This is a genomic window from Pseudonocardia parietis (assembly GCF_017876315.1).
In the GTDB taxonomy this organism is placed as follows: Bacteria; Actinomycetota; Actinomycetes; order Mycobacteriales; family Pseudonocardiaceae; genus Pseudonocardia; species Pseudonocardia parietis.
This window is the reverse complement of the sequence record NZ_JAGINU010000001.1, coordinates 5209736-5224906: the sequence shown is the minus strand read 5'-3', so window position 1 is coordinate 5224906 and position 15171 is coordinate 5209736. Positions and strand designations below refer to the sequence as shown.

Genomic DNA, 15171 nt, shown 5'->3' with positions numbered 1-15171 from the left:
GCCATGGCGCCCACCACCGCCCGACGTCGTGCGTGGTTCGTCGTCGGCTCGTCCACCCTGGCCATGACCCTGTCGGTCAACGCCCTGGTCCTGACGCCGTACGGGATCATGATCAAGCCCATCGGTGACGAGTTCGGCTGGTCGCGATCCACCGTGACCGGGGCGCTGAGCCTGTTCGCGCTCACGGCCGCGCTGGTCATGCCCCTGATGGGCGGCCTACTGGACAGGTACGGCTTCCGCAGGGTGGTCATTCCCGGGGTCGTCGTCAGCGCTGTCCTGCTGGGCGTGCTCGCGGTCGTGCCGCCGTCGATCGTGGTGTGGTTCCTCGTCATGGGGTTGCTCGGCATCGTGACCACACCACAGAACGGCGTCCCCTACTACAAGCTCGCCTCCGAGTGGATGGACCGGCGCCGAGGTCTGGCCATGGGCATCATCGGGACCGGCGGCGCGATCGGTGTCGCCCTGGTGCCCCAGTACGTGGGAGCCCTTCTGCAGCTCGTGGACTGGCGATTCGCCTTCCTGGGGCTCGGTGCACTGCTCCTGGTGGTGGTACTGCCGCTCGCCGTGACCGTGCTGCGCGAGCCGCACCGTCACGAGGTGCCGCAGCTGGACGCCGGTCACGACGTCGGCGATGTGCCCGGGATGGAGCTGCGCGAGGCGCTGCGCCACCGGAGGTTCTGGCAGCTCTTCGTCGCCGTACTGCTGGTCGGGGCGGCGGTCCCGGGCGTGATCGTGCAGATGGTGCCGCTCCTGACCGACCGCGGGGTGTCGGTCGGACAGGCGATCGGGATCGTCTCCCTGATGAGCATCGCCACGATGTTCGGCAGGCTGGTCGGCGGGTTCCTCCTGGACTACCTGCACGCCCCGGTGGTGGCGGCCTGTGTCTTCGCCTCGCCGATCCTCGGCTTCGTGTTCGTCGCCAACGGTGGTCTCGGGTTCGCGGTGGCCGGTGCCCTGCTGATCGGCACCGCGCTCGGCGCGGAGGGCGACCTGGTGTCCTACATGGTCTCGCGCTACATGGGCGTCAGGTGCTTCGGCCAGATCTACGGGATCTTCATGGCCGTGCTGGCCTTCGGGTACGCGTTCGGCCCGTTCGCCTTCGCGGTGGTGTACGACTCGACCGGGTCGTACACCCCGGCCTTCGTCGCCTTCGGGGTCGGGCTGGCCGTGTCGAGCGTGCTGGCACTGACGATGGGGCGTTACCGCTATCCGCCCGCCGCCCGCGTGGCCCCGCCGGCACGCGAGGGGGATGCGGTCGAGCTCGGTCCTCCGACGCCGAGCGCCTGAGCGGGACGTGGCCCGCGGCCGGGGCAGGTACGGGGCCACCGGCGACACCTACCTGGTTGATGCAGCCCCGCAGCCGTACTGATCTCTGTCGATGATCTCGCCTCGATCGAGGAGACCTTGGCGATCCTCGGCACTCCCGGCGCCGTGCAGGCGGTCCGGGAGGGACAGGCCGACATCACGGCTGATCGATTCGCCGACAACGACGAGATCAAGGCCCGCTACGGGGTCACGTGAGCGAGCACTACCAAGTCCGGGTCACGGCCTGTGCCGCCCGTGACCTGGAGCGGTTGCCGGAGAAGATCGCGACGGCCTGCGTCGAGTTCATCTTCGGGCCGGGTCGTGTACGCCATCGTCGAGGACGGACACCGAGTAGAGATCGTGCACATCGACCGGCGCAGCGACGTCTACCGATAGCGACGGGCTGACGGCACTGCTTCGTTGACTGTTGCGGCACTTCGCACAACGACATGCCGGGCCCCTGAGCGGAGCCGGCACGGCCTCTACGCCGACGTCGTCCCGACCGTGGATCGCGATGCCGATTCGAAGGCCGTGACCAGCAGGTCGGCGAACAGATCGGGGTGCCAGACGACGCCGTCGAGCTGGTGGGACAGGAACAAGCCGTCCGAGAACGCCATCAGCAGCGTCGCCAACCGGCGCGGCAGCTCGGGCTGCTCGGCCGTGACCGTCTCACCGAGAGCCTCGCCGAACCAGCCGGCCACACGCTCGTCGAGGGAGCGGCGGATCCGGAGGAAGACCGCGCGGGCCTCCGGCGTCGTCTCGCGGAGCTGCAGGAGCAGCAGCAACCCGATGCGCAGGAAGTTGGGCGACCCCGAGAGCGACCGCAGGGTCTGGCCCAGATGCGCACGCAGGGCGTCCGGCCACGACCCGTCCGCCGGGGGCACGGGCCAGGCCGGCCGCTCGGCCAGCCACTCCTCGAAGCTGTGCTCGACCGCGGCGGCGAGCAGCTCGTCCTTGTCGTCGAAGGCCCAGTAGACGGAGGTGGGAGGAAGCCCCGCCCGGGCACAGACGCGCGAGATGGTCGCGCCCTCGTACCCGCGCTCGGCGGCGATCTCCGCCGCGGCGCGCAGGACGCGCTCCCGGCTCGTCGCACCGGCTGCTGGGGGAACGGCGCCCGGCGGGCGGGCGCGGGGGGCCGGGACCGGGCCCTCGACGGGTGCGCAGGATCCGGACGTCAGTCGTACGGCCGCGCCGTCGAGGCCGGCGGCCAGCCGCCGGACGACGGCGTCGGTGTCGAGATCGGTCCGGCCCTGGCCGGCGATGAACAGCCCGTCCATGGCGGCGAGCGTCAGCTGCGCGAGCTGCCGGGGGACCTCCGGGCTCACATCGGGCAACCCGGCGGCGGGGAACTCGGCGGCGAGGGCCCCCTCCCACCACGCGCCGATCCGGGCCACGACCTCCGTCCGGATCTGGAGGAAACGGGTGCGGGCCGCGGGCTCGACCGGGCGCTGCTCGAGCGCGAGCATGAGACCGAACCGCCAGAAGCCGGGCTGGCGGGCGAACCCGGTCGCGGCCTGCCGGAGCTGGGCTTCGATCTGTTCCGAGCGTGGCGGGGCGACTGCGCCGGAACCATCGGAGTCGTCATCGGAATCGTCGGAGCCATCAGGGGCCTCGCGGTTCCAGGACGGCGCGATGTGGCGCCACCTGCGGTAGCTGAGGTCGAGGGCGGCGGCGAGCAGCTGGTCCTTGTTCTCGAAGTGCCAGTACAGGGAGCTCGCCGGCAGACCGGTGGCCGCGCTCACCGCGCCGATGGTCGTGCCGTCGTAGCCCCGTCGCACCGCGATCTCGAGCGCTGCGTACAGGATCCGCTGCCGGGACTCCTCGCCCCGGGCGTGGGTACGAGACGTCTTCCTTCGCACACCGGTCACATCATCTCGGTCGACTCACATCGCAGCGCTGATCACCCGGCCCAGAGTAGCGACCACCCCGAGGTCCGGCGGCGGCCGCGAGGGGCACTGCAGAGTAGTTCGATCATGGTCCGGCAGCCCTGGTGTGCCCCTCGTGCGGTGTGCGGGGGTCAGAGCGGGGCGGCGAGCCAGCCCAGCATCCCGGCGAGCCGGTGGTAGGCGGCGAGGCGGGCGTCGTCGGTGCCCGTGGCCTCGGCGTCGCGGACGATCCCGAGCAGCCGGGTCACCATCGGCGGGCCGAGCTCCAGCAGGCCCGCGCTGCCCTCCGACGCCCACCGGGCCAGGATCGCGCGGGCCAGCGCCCCGGGCGGGATGCCCAGGTGCTCCGACAACCCGGCCAGGGTGACGGTCGGGTCGAGCCGGCCGTACTCGGCGATCTGCTCCTTGAAGCGGGCGTCCGGGTCGTCGTCGGCGATCGGGCCGTTCCAGGCCTCCAGCCGCAGCACCGGGACGCTCGGCTCGGATTCCGCACTGCTCACCGTGGCGACGCTACCGGCGGGTCGGGACGCGCCCGGTCGTGGCACGAGCGTCGCTCGTAGGCTGGACGCGTGAGTTTCACGTTGCTCCCCGCGGTGGACGTCGTCGACGGCCAGGCCGTCCGGTTGGTGCAGGGCGAGGCCGGCACCGAGACCGGCTACGGCTCTCCCCTGGAGGCCGCTCTGACCTGGCAGCGCGACGGCGCCGAGTGGGTCCATCTGGTCGATCTGGACGCCGCGTTCGGCCGCGGCTCGAACGCCGAGCTGCTGGCCGAGGTCGTCGGACGACTGGACCTGTCCGTGGAACTGTCCGGAGGCATCCGCGACGACGAGTCCCTGGAGCGCGCGCTGTCCACCGGCGCCGCCCGGTTGAACCTCGGCACCGCGGCGCTGGAGCAGCCCGGCTGGTGCGCGAAGGTGCTGGCCGAGCACGGCGACCGGATCGCGATCGGCCTGGACGTCAAGATGATCGACGGCAGGCGCCGGGTCGCGAGCCGCGGCTGGACCACCGACGGCGGCGACCTCTGGGAGGCCCTGGAGCGCCTCGACCGCGACGGCGCCGCCCGCTACGTGGTCACCGACGTCTCCAAGGACGGCACGCTGCAGGGCCCCAACGTGGAGCTGCTCACCGAGGTCGCGAACGCCACGAGCGCCCCGGTCGTCGCCTCCGGCGGGATCTCCGAGGTCGCCGACCTGGTGCGGCTCGCCGAGGTCGCCGCGACCGGCGTGAACATCGAGGGCTCGATCATCGGCAAGGCCCTCTACGCCGGCCGGTTCACCCTGCCCGAGGCCCTCGAGGCCGTGCGGAAGGTGGGCTGAGCATGGGCGTCGCGGTCCGCGTCATCCCCTGCCTGGACGTCGACGCCGGGCGCGTGGTCAAGGGCGTCAACTTCAAGGAGCTGCGCGACGCGGGCGACCCGGTCGAGATGGCCCGCGTCTACGACACCGAGGGCGCCGACGAGCTGACCTTCCTCGACGTCACCGCGTCCTCCTCCGAGCGCGGCACCATGATCGACGTCGTGCGGCGCACCGCCGAGCAGGTGTTCATCCCGCTGACCGTGGGCGGCGGCATCCGCACCCCCGACGACGTCGACCGGATGCTCCGCGCCGGCGCCGACAAGGTCAGCGTGAACACCGCCGCGATCGCCCGCCCGGAGCTGCTGCACGAGATGTCGCGGCGCTTCGGTTCGCAGTGCATCGTGCTCTCGGTCGACGCCCGGCGGGTGCCCGACGGGGAGAAGCCGCAGCCGTCCGGGTTCGAGGTGACCACGCACGGCGGGCGCCGCTCCGCCGGGGTGGACGCCGTCGAGTGGGCCGCCCGCGGCCAGGAGCTGGGCGTGGGGGAGATCCTGCTCAACTCGATGGACGCCGACGGCACCCGCGCCGGGTTCGACCTGGAGATGATCGAGGCAGTGCGGAAGGTGGTGGACGTCCCGGTGATCGCCTCCGGCGGTGCCGGCAGCGTCGACCACTTCACCCCGGCCGTGCGGGCCGGGGCGGACGCGGTGCTGGCCGCCAGCGTCTTCCACTTCGGGCAGCTGCGGATCGGGGAGGTCAAGGACGCGATGCGCGCCGGCGGGGTGGAGATCCGATGAGCCCGAGGGTCACCGAGTCACAGCTGGACCCGTCGATCGCGGCCCGGCTCAAGCGCGACGCCGACGGGCTGGTCTGCGCCGTCGTCCAGTCCCGCGCCGGCGAGGTGCTGATGGTCGGCTGGATGGACGACGAGGCGCTGCACCGCACGCTGACCACCGGCCGTGGCACCTACTGGTCCCGGTCCCGGCAGGAGTACTGGGTCAAGGGCGACACCTCCGGGCACGTCCAGCACGTGCACGAGGTGCGGCTGGACTGCGACGGCGACGCCCTGCTCGTCGTCGTCGACCAGGAGGGCCCGGCCTGCCACACCGGCACCCGGACCTGCTTCGACACCCACGTCCTGCTCGCCGGGAGCTGACCGGCTACGGATGCACCGGCGGCATCGGCGGCGGTACCGGCTGCGGTGGCGCGGAGGTCGCCCAGCGGATCCCGGCGGTGATCAGCGTCCCGCCCGCCCGGACCGCGGTCGCCTCGGTGACCGGGAACCACGGCAGCCGTAGCGGCGCCCGGGCCCAGCGCGGCAGCAACCCGACCGACGCCGCGGCCAGCACCCCGTAGGGCAGCCGGGCGGCGAGCGGCAGCGGCGGCTCCAACAGCAGGAACCGGGCGGCGTCGCGGGCCTCCGGTGTGCCGCGCAGCTCCGGGCGGTAGCCGGCGATCTGGTCGGCCAGCTCGGCCGCCGTCTCCGGCGGGTCGGCGATCCCGAGCTCGCGCGCGACCCGGGCGGTGTCGGCGACGTAGCGGTCCCGCCCCGCCGGGTCGAGCGGTTCGCGCCCGTAACGGTCGTGCGCGGCGAGGAAGCTGTCGATCTCGGCGACGTGCACCCAGCGCAGCAGGTGCGGGTCGGACGCCGAGTACGCGCGCCCGTCCGGCGCCGTCCCGCGCACGAACGAGTGCACGTGCCGGATCCGCTCGATCACCCGCTCCGCCTCCTCGGCCGGGCCGAACGTCGTCGCGGCCAGGAAGTACGAGGTGCGCTGCAGCCGCCCCCACGGGTCGCCGCGGAAGCCGGAGTGCCCGGCGACGCCGGCCATCGCCAGCGGGTGCAGCGACTGCAGCAGCAGCGCCCGCAACCCGCCGACGAACATCGACGCGTCGCCGTGCACCCGGCGGATCGCGGCGTCGTCGTCGAACCAGCGCGGCCCCTCGGCGCCCAGGATCCGGGCCCGCCGGCCCGAGCCCTCCTCGCCCGCGACCCGGGAGAACACCGCCGAACCGGCCCGCGACCGCAGGGTCGCGAGCCGGTCGGTGACGGAGTCCGGGATCCGGGGCAGCGGGAGGGTCATCACTCCAGTGTGCGGACGGCCCGGGCACCCGGCCACCGGTCAGGTCCGGGCCGACCCGACCGGCGCGGAACGGCCGGCGATCAGCAGCGAGCCGGCCACGCAGATGACGACGTTCGCGGCCAGCCCGACCAGCCCGGCCGGCACCCCGTAGAACGGGCCCGCGTCGAGGAGGGTGGCGCCACCGGCGACGACGGCACCGGCGAGCATGCCCCAGAACGTCGGCCCGGCCGCCATCCGCTTCCAGTACAGGCCGAGGATGAACACCGGTGCCAGCTGGACGATCAGCTCGAACTTGAGCACGAAGATGCTGTAGAGCGTGCCCGGCGGGTTCCACGCGAGGATCAGGAGCACGAACACCATCGCGACGCTGACCAGCTTGCCCACCAGCACCTTGCGCCGGTCGGGAGCGTCCGGGGCGATGTAGCGGCCGTAGAGGTCGCCGGCGACGACCGAGGCGAACGAGAGCACCGCCGAGTCCGCGGTGGACACGATCGCGCACACGATGCCGCCGAAGAGCAGGATCATCAGCAGGTACAGCACGATGTTCGTGGCCGCGACCTCGTTCGCGATCAGCCCGACGAGCTGCTCGGACTCCTCGGTGCCCAGCCCGGGGAACAGCTGCAGCCCCGCGAGGCCGATGACGAACACGACGCCCGTGGTGACCAGCGGCATCCAGGCCATGACCGCCAGCGAGCGCTTGAGCGTGCGTTCGCTGCGCGCGGAGTAGACGCGCTGGATCGCGTGCGGGTACACGGACGCGCCGAACCCGATCATGATGATCATCGCGAGCCAGTTCACCGCGTCGGACTTCTCCGGCACGCCGACCAGCTCCGGCGAGGTCTCGGCCAGGTAGGTCGTCAGCGTCCCGATACCGCCGGTCAGGTACATGGCCCCGACCAGCAGCGCGCCGATCCCGACCAGCATCGCGACGCCCTGCAGGACGTCGGTCATCGCGACCGCGCGCATCCCGCCGGTCCACGAGTAGGCGAGCATGACGACGATGAAGCCGATGACGCCGACCTCGTAGGGAATGGTCTCGCCGGTGAGGCCCGCGACGCCGTGGCCCATGGCGACGAGCTGCTCGAGGACGTAGTTCCCCAGCCCCCAGAGCATCAGGGCGATCGTGAGCAGGTTCAGCTTGGTGCTGCCGAAGCGGTCCCGGACGAAGTCGGTCGGGGTGACGAAGCCCTTCCGTTTGGCCAGGACGTAGAGCCGCGGCGCGAAGAGCAGGTAGACCGCGATGACGGCGATCATGAACGGGACGGACTGCCACCACAGGAAGCCCGAGCGGTAGGCCTGTGGCGCGTAGCCGACGACGGAGTTGCCGCTGTACTGGGTGGCGTAGAGCGTGAAGAACAGCGTCACCATGCCGAGGCCGCCACCCGCGGTGAAGTAGCCCCGGGCGGTGGTGTCGCTGCCGCCGCGACCGGCGTACCAGCCGATCCCCAGCATGACGACCGCGTAGGCGCAGAGGATCGCGACCCCACCGGGGCCTGCGAAGATCAGGTCGTTCACTGGTCCTCACCTCCGGCCACCGGCGCGTCCTCCGCGGGCTCGGCGAGGTTCCAGTGGCGCAGGCAGATCCAGGACGTGAACCCGGCGAACGCCACCGTGCTGAGCACGGAGATCGCGAACCAGAGGGGCACGCCCAGCACCAGCGGCCCGATCTGGCCGGTCGGGTACCAGAGGGGTGTCCCGGCGAGCACCAGCCCGAGCAGGACGGCGAAGAGCCAGGGCGAGCGGATCGGTTCGCGTTCGGCGGCGGGCGGGGGGCTCGGGGAGCGGCGCTGTTCCACGCGGTCCTCCTCGTCGGTGGTGGTCAGGTCGGTCCGGCTGTCGCTACGGATGTCGGTACGGGCGTCGGCAGGGCTGCGGCGGCCCGGACGACCTCGCGGGCGGCACGCAGGTGGGCGGTCATCACGGCACGGGCCCAGTCGGCGTCGCCCGCCTCGATCGCGGCGACGAGGTCGCGGTGCTGGGCGAAGCTGCGGTCGAGACGGTCGGTGCTGTAGCGGCGCAGCGTGCTCTGCACCAGGGGCGCCTCGACCACCCGGGCGACCAGCTCCGGGAGCACCCGGCGGCCGCCCGCCCGGTGCACCTCGCGGTGCAGCTCCAGGTTCAGCCGGGTGATCTCCGCGTAGTCGGGGTCGCCCGCCGGGCGGCGCAGCACCTCCATCAGGTCGCAGAGCTCGTACAGCCGCGCGGTGTCGGCCCGGCCGGAGGTCGCGGCCCGGGCCGCGGCGTGGCCCTCGAGCACGACCCGCAGGTCGAACAGCTCGTCGAGGTCCTCCTCGTCCCAGGCGACGACCTCGGCGCCGCGGCGGGGGGTGAGCACGGCCAGACCGTCGGCGGCGAGGCGGCGGATCGCCTCCCGGACGGGCGTCCGGGAGGTGCCCTGTGCCTCGGCGATCTCCTCCTCGCGCAGCCGCGAGCCGGCCGGGCGGACGCCGTCGAGGATCTCGGCCCGCAGCACCGCATGCACCCGGTCCACGGCCTGCTCGCCGCCGGCCCGAGCCGGCAGAACCCTCTCCGTCATGTGTTCACCTCTTCGTGATTGTGCACAAGGTAGAGCGATTCGTACCGCAACTCAAGCGCCGATCTGCAGATCGTTCCCGCGGACTCGATCAGATTGTGTACGAGAGTCGGCACTACCCGACACCGCCAACAGCCCGGCGACGGCCAGCGCGAACCCGGCCAGCAGCCCCACGACGTGGGACATCCCGGCCGCAGGCGACGCGGCCCCCGTCGACAGATCGGTCGCCCCCATCGTGATGGCGGTGGCGTACAGGCCGTCGGCGAACGCCACCGCACTCCCGATCCAGGCCGCCGTCACCAGGGCCGTGCCCGACCGGCCGGCGGCCAGCCGCCACACCCCGGCCGCGCCGGCCACGACCAGCGCCGCGGTCACCGCGGCCGGGACCAGCGCGATCGGCTCACCGGTGAGCGCACCGCCGAGCAGCTGCAGGCCCGCGGCGAGCACCGCGGTGACGACGCCGCCACCGGCGACCGCCCGCAGCAGTGGCTGCACCGCGTCCGGCGCCGGGGAAGGGTCCGCGAGCCGGACCCCCCAGCGGTCGCGGGCGTACAGCGTGAACGCGGCCAGCAGGCACGCTCCCTGCACGGTGAACCCGCCGTAGACCATCGGGCGCACCCAGGTGGCCATCGCGAGGTCGTCGGGCGTGGGGAGCGCGATCGTCATCGGCAGTGACACGAGCGCGATCGGGACGAGCAGCCCGGTCGCGACCCAGGCGGGCAGCAGGACCACCAGCGCGGGAAGCCGCAGGGCGCCCCGGCTGCCCAGTGCCACCGCGAGTGCGACGACGCACAGGTCCATCAGCACGGTGATCGCGTTCATCACCGGCATCCCCGCGCCCTCGAGGATGCGTGGATCGAGGACGCCGACCGGGTTCCCGGTCAGCCAGGCGATCTTCATCGAGACGTAGGGGAGGGTCGCGAGGGCGGCGACACCGCCGAGCACCCGGCGGGTGGTGAGTGTGTCGTGGACGTCGTGTGAGGTCATGGCGTCGAGACTGGCGGGGCGTACGCGGCCGGACCTCCCGCCGGCGGGTGGACGGGCTCCCTCTCGCGAGGGAACGACCGGCCGGGGGATTCTGCGACGATCCTCGCGTGGGGGAGTCGTCGCGGTGGGCCCGGTCCGCACGGTGGGCACTGTCGGCGCGGACCTACCGCCGCGTGCTGCACGTGCTGCTCGGCGCGGTGATCCTGCTGCCCTACCTGGGCGCCGGCTGGGTGCTGGTGCTCACCGCCGCCGGTGGCACGGGCACCGGAGCCATGATCGGCCTGACGGTCCCGGTGGTGCTGATCGCCGCCGGCGTCACGGTCCTGCCCGGTGTGCGGGAGCTGCTGGTCGCAGCCGCCCGCGCGCTGCTCGACGCCGACCTGCCTGCCGAGCCCGCCGCGGCCCGGGTCCCGTTCCCGGCCAGGATCCGGGCGGCCGGGTGGCTGGTGGTGTGCGCCGGGCTCGGTGCGGTGGCCGCGACGGCCGTGCTGTTCGCGGTGCCGATGACGGTCGCGCTGATCGCCACCCCGTTCGAGCCCTACCCGCCACTGCCGACCGGTACCGCGGCCTGGTGGGCGCCGCCGCTGGCTCTGGTGCTCGTCCCGGTGACGCTCGCCCTGCTGGTCGCCGCCGGCGCGCTGCAGGCGAGACTGGTCCCGTGGTTCCTCGGACCGGACGCCGGGCAGCGCCGCGCCGCGGAGCTCGCCGAGGAGCTGGCGGCCGCACGGCACCGTGCAGACCGGCAGGCCGAGCGCACCCGGCTGGCCCGGGAGCTGCACGACTCGGTGGGGCACGCGCTGACCGTCACCACCATGCAGGCCGGGGTGGCCGCCGAGCTGCTCGGCACCGACCCGGCGTTCGTCCGCCGTGCCCTCGAGGCGATCGCGGAGACCGGCCGGGCCGCCCTCGACGACCTCGACCACGTGCTCGGCCTGCTCCGTGAGGACGACGACGCCCCCGAGCCGGTCCGCGACCTCGAGTCACTGGGGTCCCTTCTCGACTCGGCGCGCACGGCCGGGCTCGACCTGCGGTCCGAGGTGGACTCCGCCGCGGGCGTCCCGGCGGCGGTGTCCCGGGAGGTCTACCGGCTCGTCCAGGAGGGGCTGACCAACGCCCTGCGCCACGCCGGGCCGGGACCGGTCGAGCTGCGCCTGTGCCGCACCGGGAGCGGCCTGGAACTGCGGATCGCCAACGCCCGCGGGCCGGTGGCGCCGCACGCTCGCGGCGGACGTGGCCTGGCAGGCGCCAGGGAGCGGGCCGCGCTGCTCGGGGGCACCCTCACCGCCGCCGCGGACGGCGACCGCTGGGTCCTGCACGCCGCGTTCCCGGCCGGCCGCGCGGCGCCGCCCACGGATCCGGCTGGTCCGGCCGGCCCAACGCCTGCCCGGTCGGGCTGGGCCGACCGGACCACCGGTGTCGCCACCCCGGCGCGGCGGGAGGACGACAGCGGACAGTCGGGGTAGGACAGATCCTTGGCGGGCGCCGAGAAGGGGAGGACATGACCACCGGGGTGCTGCTGGTCGACGACGAGGAGCTGATCCGCGCCGGGCTGCGCGCGGTCCTCGACGCGGACCCCGGCCTGACCGTGCTGGGCGAGGCCGCCGACGGCGCCGAGGTGCCCGGCCTGGTGGCCCGGCTCCGCCCGGACGTCGTGCTGATGGACGTGCGGATGCCGGCCGTCGACGGCATCACCGCCACCCGCGAACTGGTCCGGCGTCCCGACCCGCCACGGGTGCTGGTGCTGACCACGTTCGGCCACGACCGCTACGTCTACGACGCGCTCCGGGCCGGGGCCACCGGCTTCCTGCTCAAGCGGACCCCGCCGCGGGAGATCGTCCGGGCGGTGCACACCGTCGCCGCGGGGGAGTCGCTGCTCTTCCCGGCCGCCGTCCGCGAGCTCGTCGCCGGGTTCGCCCCGCCCGGCGGCGACCGGCTGGAGCGCGCCGGGCTGACCGCACGCGAGGGCGAGGTGCTGCGGTCGATGGCCCGCGGCCTGTCCAACGCCGAGATCGCCGCCGAGCTGTACCTGGGTGTCGAGACGGTGAAGACCCACGTCGCCGGGGTACTCGCGAAGACCGGGTGCCGGGACCGGACCCAGGCGGTCGTCGCCGCCTACACCTCCGGGTTCGTCGACCCGAGGTTCCCGGTCAGGTAGCGCTGCACGGTGGGCCCGACCGTGGCCACCAGCTCGTCCCGCGAGGCCGAGGCCAGCGGCTCCATCCGGACCACGTAGCGCATCAGTCCCATCCCGATCAGCTGCGAGGCGACCAGCGCGCCCCGCTCGGCGCGCCGGTCGGGGGACACCCGCTCGGTGACCGGGCGCAGGATCACCCGGGTCACGAACTCGCGCAGCATCCGGGCCGCGAACTCGTGCCCGGTGACGCTGCGCAGCAGCGCCGCCATCGCCCCGCCGTCCCCCGCGGTGTCCCAGACGGTCAGGAAGGTCCGCACCACCCGTGCCCCGATGTCCTGCGGGTCGCCGGCCAGCACCTCGGCGCGCACCGTGGCCGGGTTCACCTCGATCTCCATGGCCGCGACGAACAGGTTGTCCTTGGTGCCGAACCAGTGGTTGACCATGGCCGGGTCCACCCCGGCGCGCTCGGCGATCCGGCGGACGGTGGCGCCCTCGTAGCCGCGTTCGGCGAACTCGGACCGGGCCGCCTCCAGCAGTCCGGCCCGGGTGTCCTCGCCGCCCGACCGGCGCCCCCGGCGCCGCCGGGGCGGGGCGGCGGGATCCGGGGCCGTACTCATGCGCCGGCCCCGACAAGCAGGCCATCGGTGCTCACCCACCCATCTTCACCCGCCCGTCCGTGCCCGTCACGGTCGGGGAGAATGACCCCCATGACCGTGAGCGCCACCACGTCCGTCCCCACGGCCGCCGCGCTGGGCGAGGTGAGCCCGACCCGCGAGGAGTTCCGCCGCCTCGCCGGCGCGCACCGGGTCATCCCGGTGACCCGCCGCCTGCTGGCCGACGACGAGACCCCGGTCGGCGTCTACCGCAAGCTCGCGAAGGGCTCGGCGGGCACGTTCCTGCTCGAGTCCGCGGAGAACGGCCGGTCGTGGTCGCGCTGGTCGTTCGTCGGTGCCCGCAGTGCCGCCGCGCTGACCGCCGTCGACGGCGAGCTGCGCTGGACCGGGGAGGTCCCCGACGGCCTGCCGACCACGGGCGACCCGCTCACCGCACTGCGCACCGTGGTCACCGAGCTGCACTCCGAGCCGCTGCCCGGCCTGCCCCCGCTGACCGGCGGGATGGTCGGGTACCTGGGCTACGACGTCGTCCGCCGGGTGGAACGGATCGCCGACCCGGACGACCCGGCCGTCGACGACCTGGAGCTGCCCGAGCTGGTCATGCTGCTGGCCACCGACCTGGCCGCGCTCGACCACCACGAGGGCACGATCACGCTGATCGCGAACGCGATCAACTGGGACGCCTCCGACGAGCGCGTCGACCAGGCCTACGACGACGCGGTCGCCCGGCTGGACCGGATGACCGCCGAGCTGGCGGCACCGGCGGCGAGCACGGTCGCGGTCTACACCCCGGGCGAGCCGGAGTTCGTCCGCCGCCGCTCCCCGGAGCAGCACCACGCCGTCATCGAGGAGGCGAAGGAGCGGATCCGGGCCGGCGAAGCCTTCCAGATCGTGCTGTCGCAGCGGTTCGAGATGCCGTGCGCCGCGGACCCCCTGGAGGTCTACCGGGTGCTGCGGACGACCAACCCGAGCCCGTACATGTACCTGCTCCGGCTGGAGGACGCCGCCGGCGGGCCGCCGTTCTCGATCGTCGGTTCCAGCCCGGAGGCGCTGGTCAGCGTGCTCGACGGGCGCGCCACCACGCACCCGATCGCGGGCACCCGCTGGCGTGGCGCGACCGAGGAGGAGGACCAGCTGCTGGAGAAGGACCTGCGCAGCGACGAGAAGGAGCGCGCGGAGCACCTGATGCTGGTCGACCTGGGCCGCAACGACCTCGGGCGGGTCTGCGAGCCGGGCACGGTCACCGTGCGGAACTTCTTCGAGATCGAGCGCTACAGCCACGTCATGCACCTGGTCTCGACCGTGACCGGGCTGCTGCGGGGTGACCGGACGGCGTTCGACGCCGTGGTCGCCTGCTTCCCCGCGGGCACGCTGTCCGGAGCACCGAAGGTCCGGGCCATGCAGGTGATCGACGAGCTGGAACCGACCCGCCGCGGGCAGTACGGCGGCATCGTCGGCTATCTGGACTTCGCCGGGAACGCCGACACCGCGATCGCCATCCGCACCGCGATGATCCGCGGCGGCACCGCGTACGTGCAGGCCGGAGGTGGGATCGTCGCCGACTCCGACCCGGCCGCCGAGGACACCGAATGCCTCAACAAGGCCCGCGCGGTGCTGTCCGCCGTCGCCGCGGCCGGGTCGCTGCGCGCCCCGGGGACCCGGTGAGCGCGCCCGCCGCCCGCGACGACCGGCGCACCCTGGGCCTGGTCGTCGTCGGCCTGCTCGCCGGGGCCGCCGCGCTGTGGGGCTCCGGGTCGGCCCCGTGGTTCACCGTCGACGTGCCGACGGCGACCCGGGGGACCGTCGCGGCGTCGGCGACAGGTGCGCAGCTGCAACCCGCGGTCACCGCCGTCGCGGCACTGCTGGTCGCCGCGGTCGCCGCGCTGGTGGCGCTGTCCGGGATCGCCCGGCGCCTGCTCGGTGTGCTGGTCGGGGCCGGTGCGATCGCCGCCGGCGGGCTGACCGTGGGCCTGGTCGTGGTCCCGCCGACGCCGGCCGAGCTGGCCTCGGCCCGGGCCGGGCTCACCGCGCCGAACGCACCGGAGGGCGTCGGTGCCGTGACCGCGACGCCGTGGCCGTGGCTGGCGGTCGCCGGTGCGGTGCTGGCACTGGCCGCCACCGTGCTGCTGATCCTGCGGGAGCCGCGGATCCCCCGGCTCGGGGCCCGCTACTCCGCGCCCGGGGCGAAGGAGCAGGTCGCCGAGACCGACCCGGACCGGGCGGCGTGGGAGCGGCTCGACGCGGGCGGCGACCCGACCGTCGGGCCGCGCGAAGGGGAGAACTAGCATGGCGCCGACGACCGGGCGGCCTGCGAGCTTAGGAGGAGTCGACAC

General features: G+C 73.8%; 16 protein-coding genes. 8 read left to right on the top strand and 8 right to left on the bottom strand.

Annotated features, from left to right (window positions below; translation table 11 throughout):
• Nucleotides 1–3 precede the first annotated feature (3 nt).
• The gene (locus tag JOF36_RS24535) at nucleotides 4–1287 is read left to right on the top strand and encodes an MFS transporter (RefSeq protein ID WP_210031160.1); all 1284 of its coding nucleotides are present in this window, start codon (nucleotides 4–6) and stop codon (nucleotides 1285–1287) included.
• Between the two features lie 500 nt (nucleotides 1288–1787).
• On the opposite strand, the gene JOF36_RS24525 is transcribed toward JOF36_RS24535, so the two are convergent.
• The gene (locus tag JOF36_RS24525) at nucleotides 1788–3164 is read right to left on the bottom strand and encodes a TetR/AcrR family transcriptional regulator (protein WP_210031157.1); all 1377 of its coding nucleotides are present in this window, start codon (nucleotides 3162–3164) and stop codon (nucleotides 1788–1790) included.
• A 158-nt stretch (nucleotides 3165–3322) separates the two neighbouring features.
• Nucleotides 3323–3691 (bottom strand): DUF6027 family protein, encoded by a 369-nt coding sequence (locus JOF36_RS39395; protein WP_210031155.1) that lies wholly within the window; start codon nucleotides 3689–3691, stop codon nucleotides 3323–3325.
• Nucleotides 3692–3760: 69 nt separating this feature from the next.
• Here JOF36_RS39395 and priA point away from each other — a divergent pair, with 69 nt between their 5' ends.
• From priA to hisI, 3 genes are read left to right on the top strand one after another with little or no spacing between them, the layout of a single operon-like run.
• On the top strand, nucleotides 3761–4507 hold the full coding sequence (priA, locus tag JOF36_RS24515) for a bifunctional 1-(5-phosphoribosyl)-5-((5-phosphoribosylamino)methylideneamino)imidazole-4-carboxamide isomerase/phosphoribosylanthranilate isomerase PriA (protein WP_210031154.1): 747 nt from the start codon (nucleotides 3761–3763) through the stop codon (nucleotides 4505–4507).
• A gap of 2 nt (nucleotides 4508–4509) precedes the next feature.
• Nucleotides 4510–5283, top strand: coding sequence for an imidazole glycerol phosphate synthase subunit HisF (gene hisF, locus JOF36_RS24510; RefSeq protein ID WP_210031150.1), 774 nt, complete (start codon nucleotides 4510–4512; stop codon nucleotides 5281–5283).
• Entirely contained in the window at nucleotides 5280–5642 is a 363-nt protein-coding gene (gene hisI / locus JOF36_RS24505; protein ID WP_210031148.1) for a phosphoribosyl-AMP cyclohydrolase, read from the top strand. The genes hisF and hisI overlap by 4 nt, the downstream gene beginning before the upstream one ends.
• 4 nt (nucleotides 5643–5646) lie before the next feature.
• Here hisI and JOF36_RS24500 read toward each other — a convergent pair whose 3' ends face one another.
• From JOF36_RS24500 to JOF36_RS24480, 5 genes are read right to left on the bottom strand one after another with little or no spacing between them, the layout of a single operon-like run.
• On the bottom strand, nucleotides 5647–6570 hold the full coding sequence (locus tag JOF36_RS24500; RefSeq protein WP_210031146.1) for an oxygenase MpaB family protein: 924 nt from the start codon (nucleotides 6568–6570) through the stop codon (nucleotides 5647–5649).
• Between the two features lie 39 nt (nucleotides 6571–6609).
• On the bottom strand, nucleotides 6610–8085 hold the full coding sequence (locus JOF36_RS24495) for a sodium:solute symporter family protein (RefSeq protein ID WP_210031144.1): 1476 nt from the start codon (nucleotides 8083–8085) through the stop codon (nucleotides 6610–6612).
• Complete coding sequence (locus JOF36_RS24490) at nucleotides 8082–8366, bottom strand: hypothetical protein (protein WP_210031143.1); 285 nt, start codon at nucleotides 8364–8366, stop codon at nucleotides 8082–8084. The genes JOF36_RS24495 and JOF36_RS24490 overlap by 4 nt, the downstream gene beginning before the upstream one ends.
• A gap of 23 nt (nucleotides 8367–8389) precedes the next feature.
• The gene (locus JOF36_RS24485; protein WP_210031141.1) at nucleotides 8390–9106 is read right to left on the bottom strand and encodes a GntR family transcriptional regulator; all 717 of its coding nucleotides are present in this window, start codon (nucleotides 9104–9106) and stop codon (nucleotides 8390–8392) included.
• A 51-nt stretch (nucleotides 9107–9157) separates the two neighbouring features.
• A complete protein-coding gene (locus JOF36_RS24480; RefSeq protein WP_210031139.1) occupies nucleotides 9158–10090 on the bottom strand; it encodes a hypothetical protein in 933 nt (310 codons plus the stop codon).
• 107 nt (nucleotides 10091–10197) lie between these two features.
• Here JOF36_RS24480 and JOF36_RS24475 point away from each other — a divergent pair, with 107 nt between their 5' ends.
• Together JOF36_RS24475 and JOF36_RS24470 are read left to right on the top strand one after the other, a co-directional pair.
• Entirely contained in the window at nucleotides 10198–11553 is a 1356-nt protein-coding gene (locus JOF36_RS24475; RefSeq protein WP_210031136.1) for a sensor histidine kinase, read from the top strand.
• A 35-nt stretch (nucleotides 11554–11588) separates the two neighbouring features.
• Complete coding sequence (locus JOF36_RS24470; RefSeq protein ID WP_210031133.1) at nucleotides 11589–12245, top strand: response regulator transcription factor; 657 nt, start codon at nucleotides 11589–11591, stop codon at nucleotides 12243–12245.
• On the opposite strand, the gene JOF36_RS24465 is transcribed toward JOF36_RS24470, so the two are convergent.
• A complete protein-coding gene (locus JOF36_RS24465) occupies nucleotides 12203–12841 on the bottom strand; it encodes a TetR/AcrR family transcriptional regulator (RefSeq protein WP_210031132.1) in 639 nt (212 codons plus the stop codon). The two genes, JOF36_RS24470 and JOF36_RS24465, sit on opposite strands and share 43 nt — an antisense overlap.
• Before the next feature lie 90 nt (nucleotides 12842–12931).
• Here JOF36_RS24465 and JOF36_RS24460 point away from each other — a divergent pair, with 90 nt between their 5' ends.
• Together JOF36_RS24460 and JOF36_RS24455 are read left to right on the top strand one after the other, a co-directional pair.
• Nucleotides 12932–14503: an anthranilate synthase component I gene (locus JOF36_RS24460; protein WP_210031131.1), complete on the top strand. Its 1572-nt coding sequence runs from the start codon at nucleotides 12932–12934 to the stop codon at nucleotides 14501–14503.
• Complete coding sequence (locus JOF36_RS24455; protein ID WP_210031130.1) at nucleotides 14500–15123, top strand: Trp biosynthesis-associated membrane protein; 624 nt, start codon at nucleotides 14500–14502, stop codon at nucleotides 15121–15123. The genes JOF36_RS24460 and JOF36_RS24455 overlap by 4 nt, the downstream gene beginning before the upstream one ends.
• Nucleotides 15124–15171: the final 48 nt, after the last annotated feature.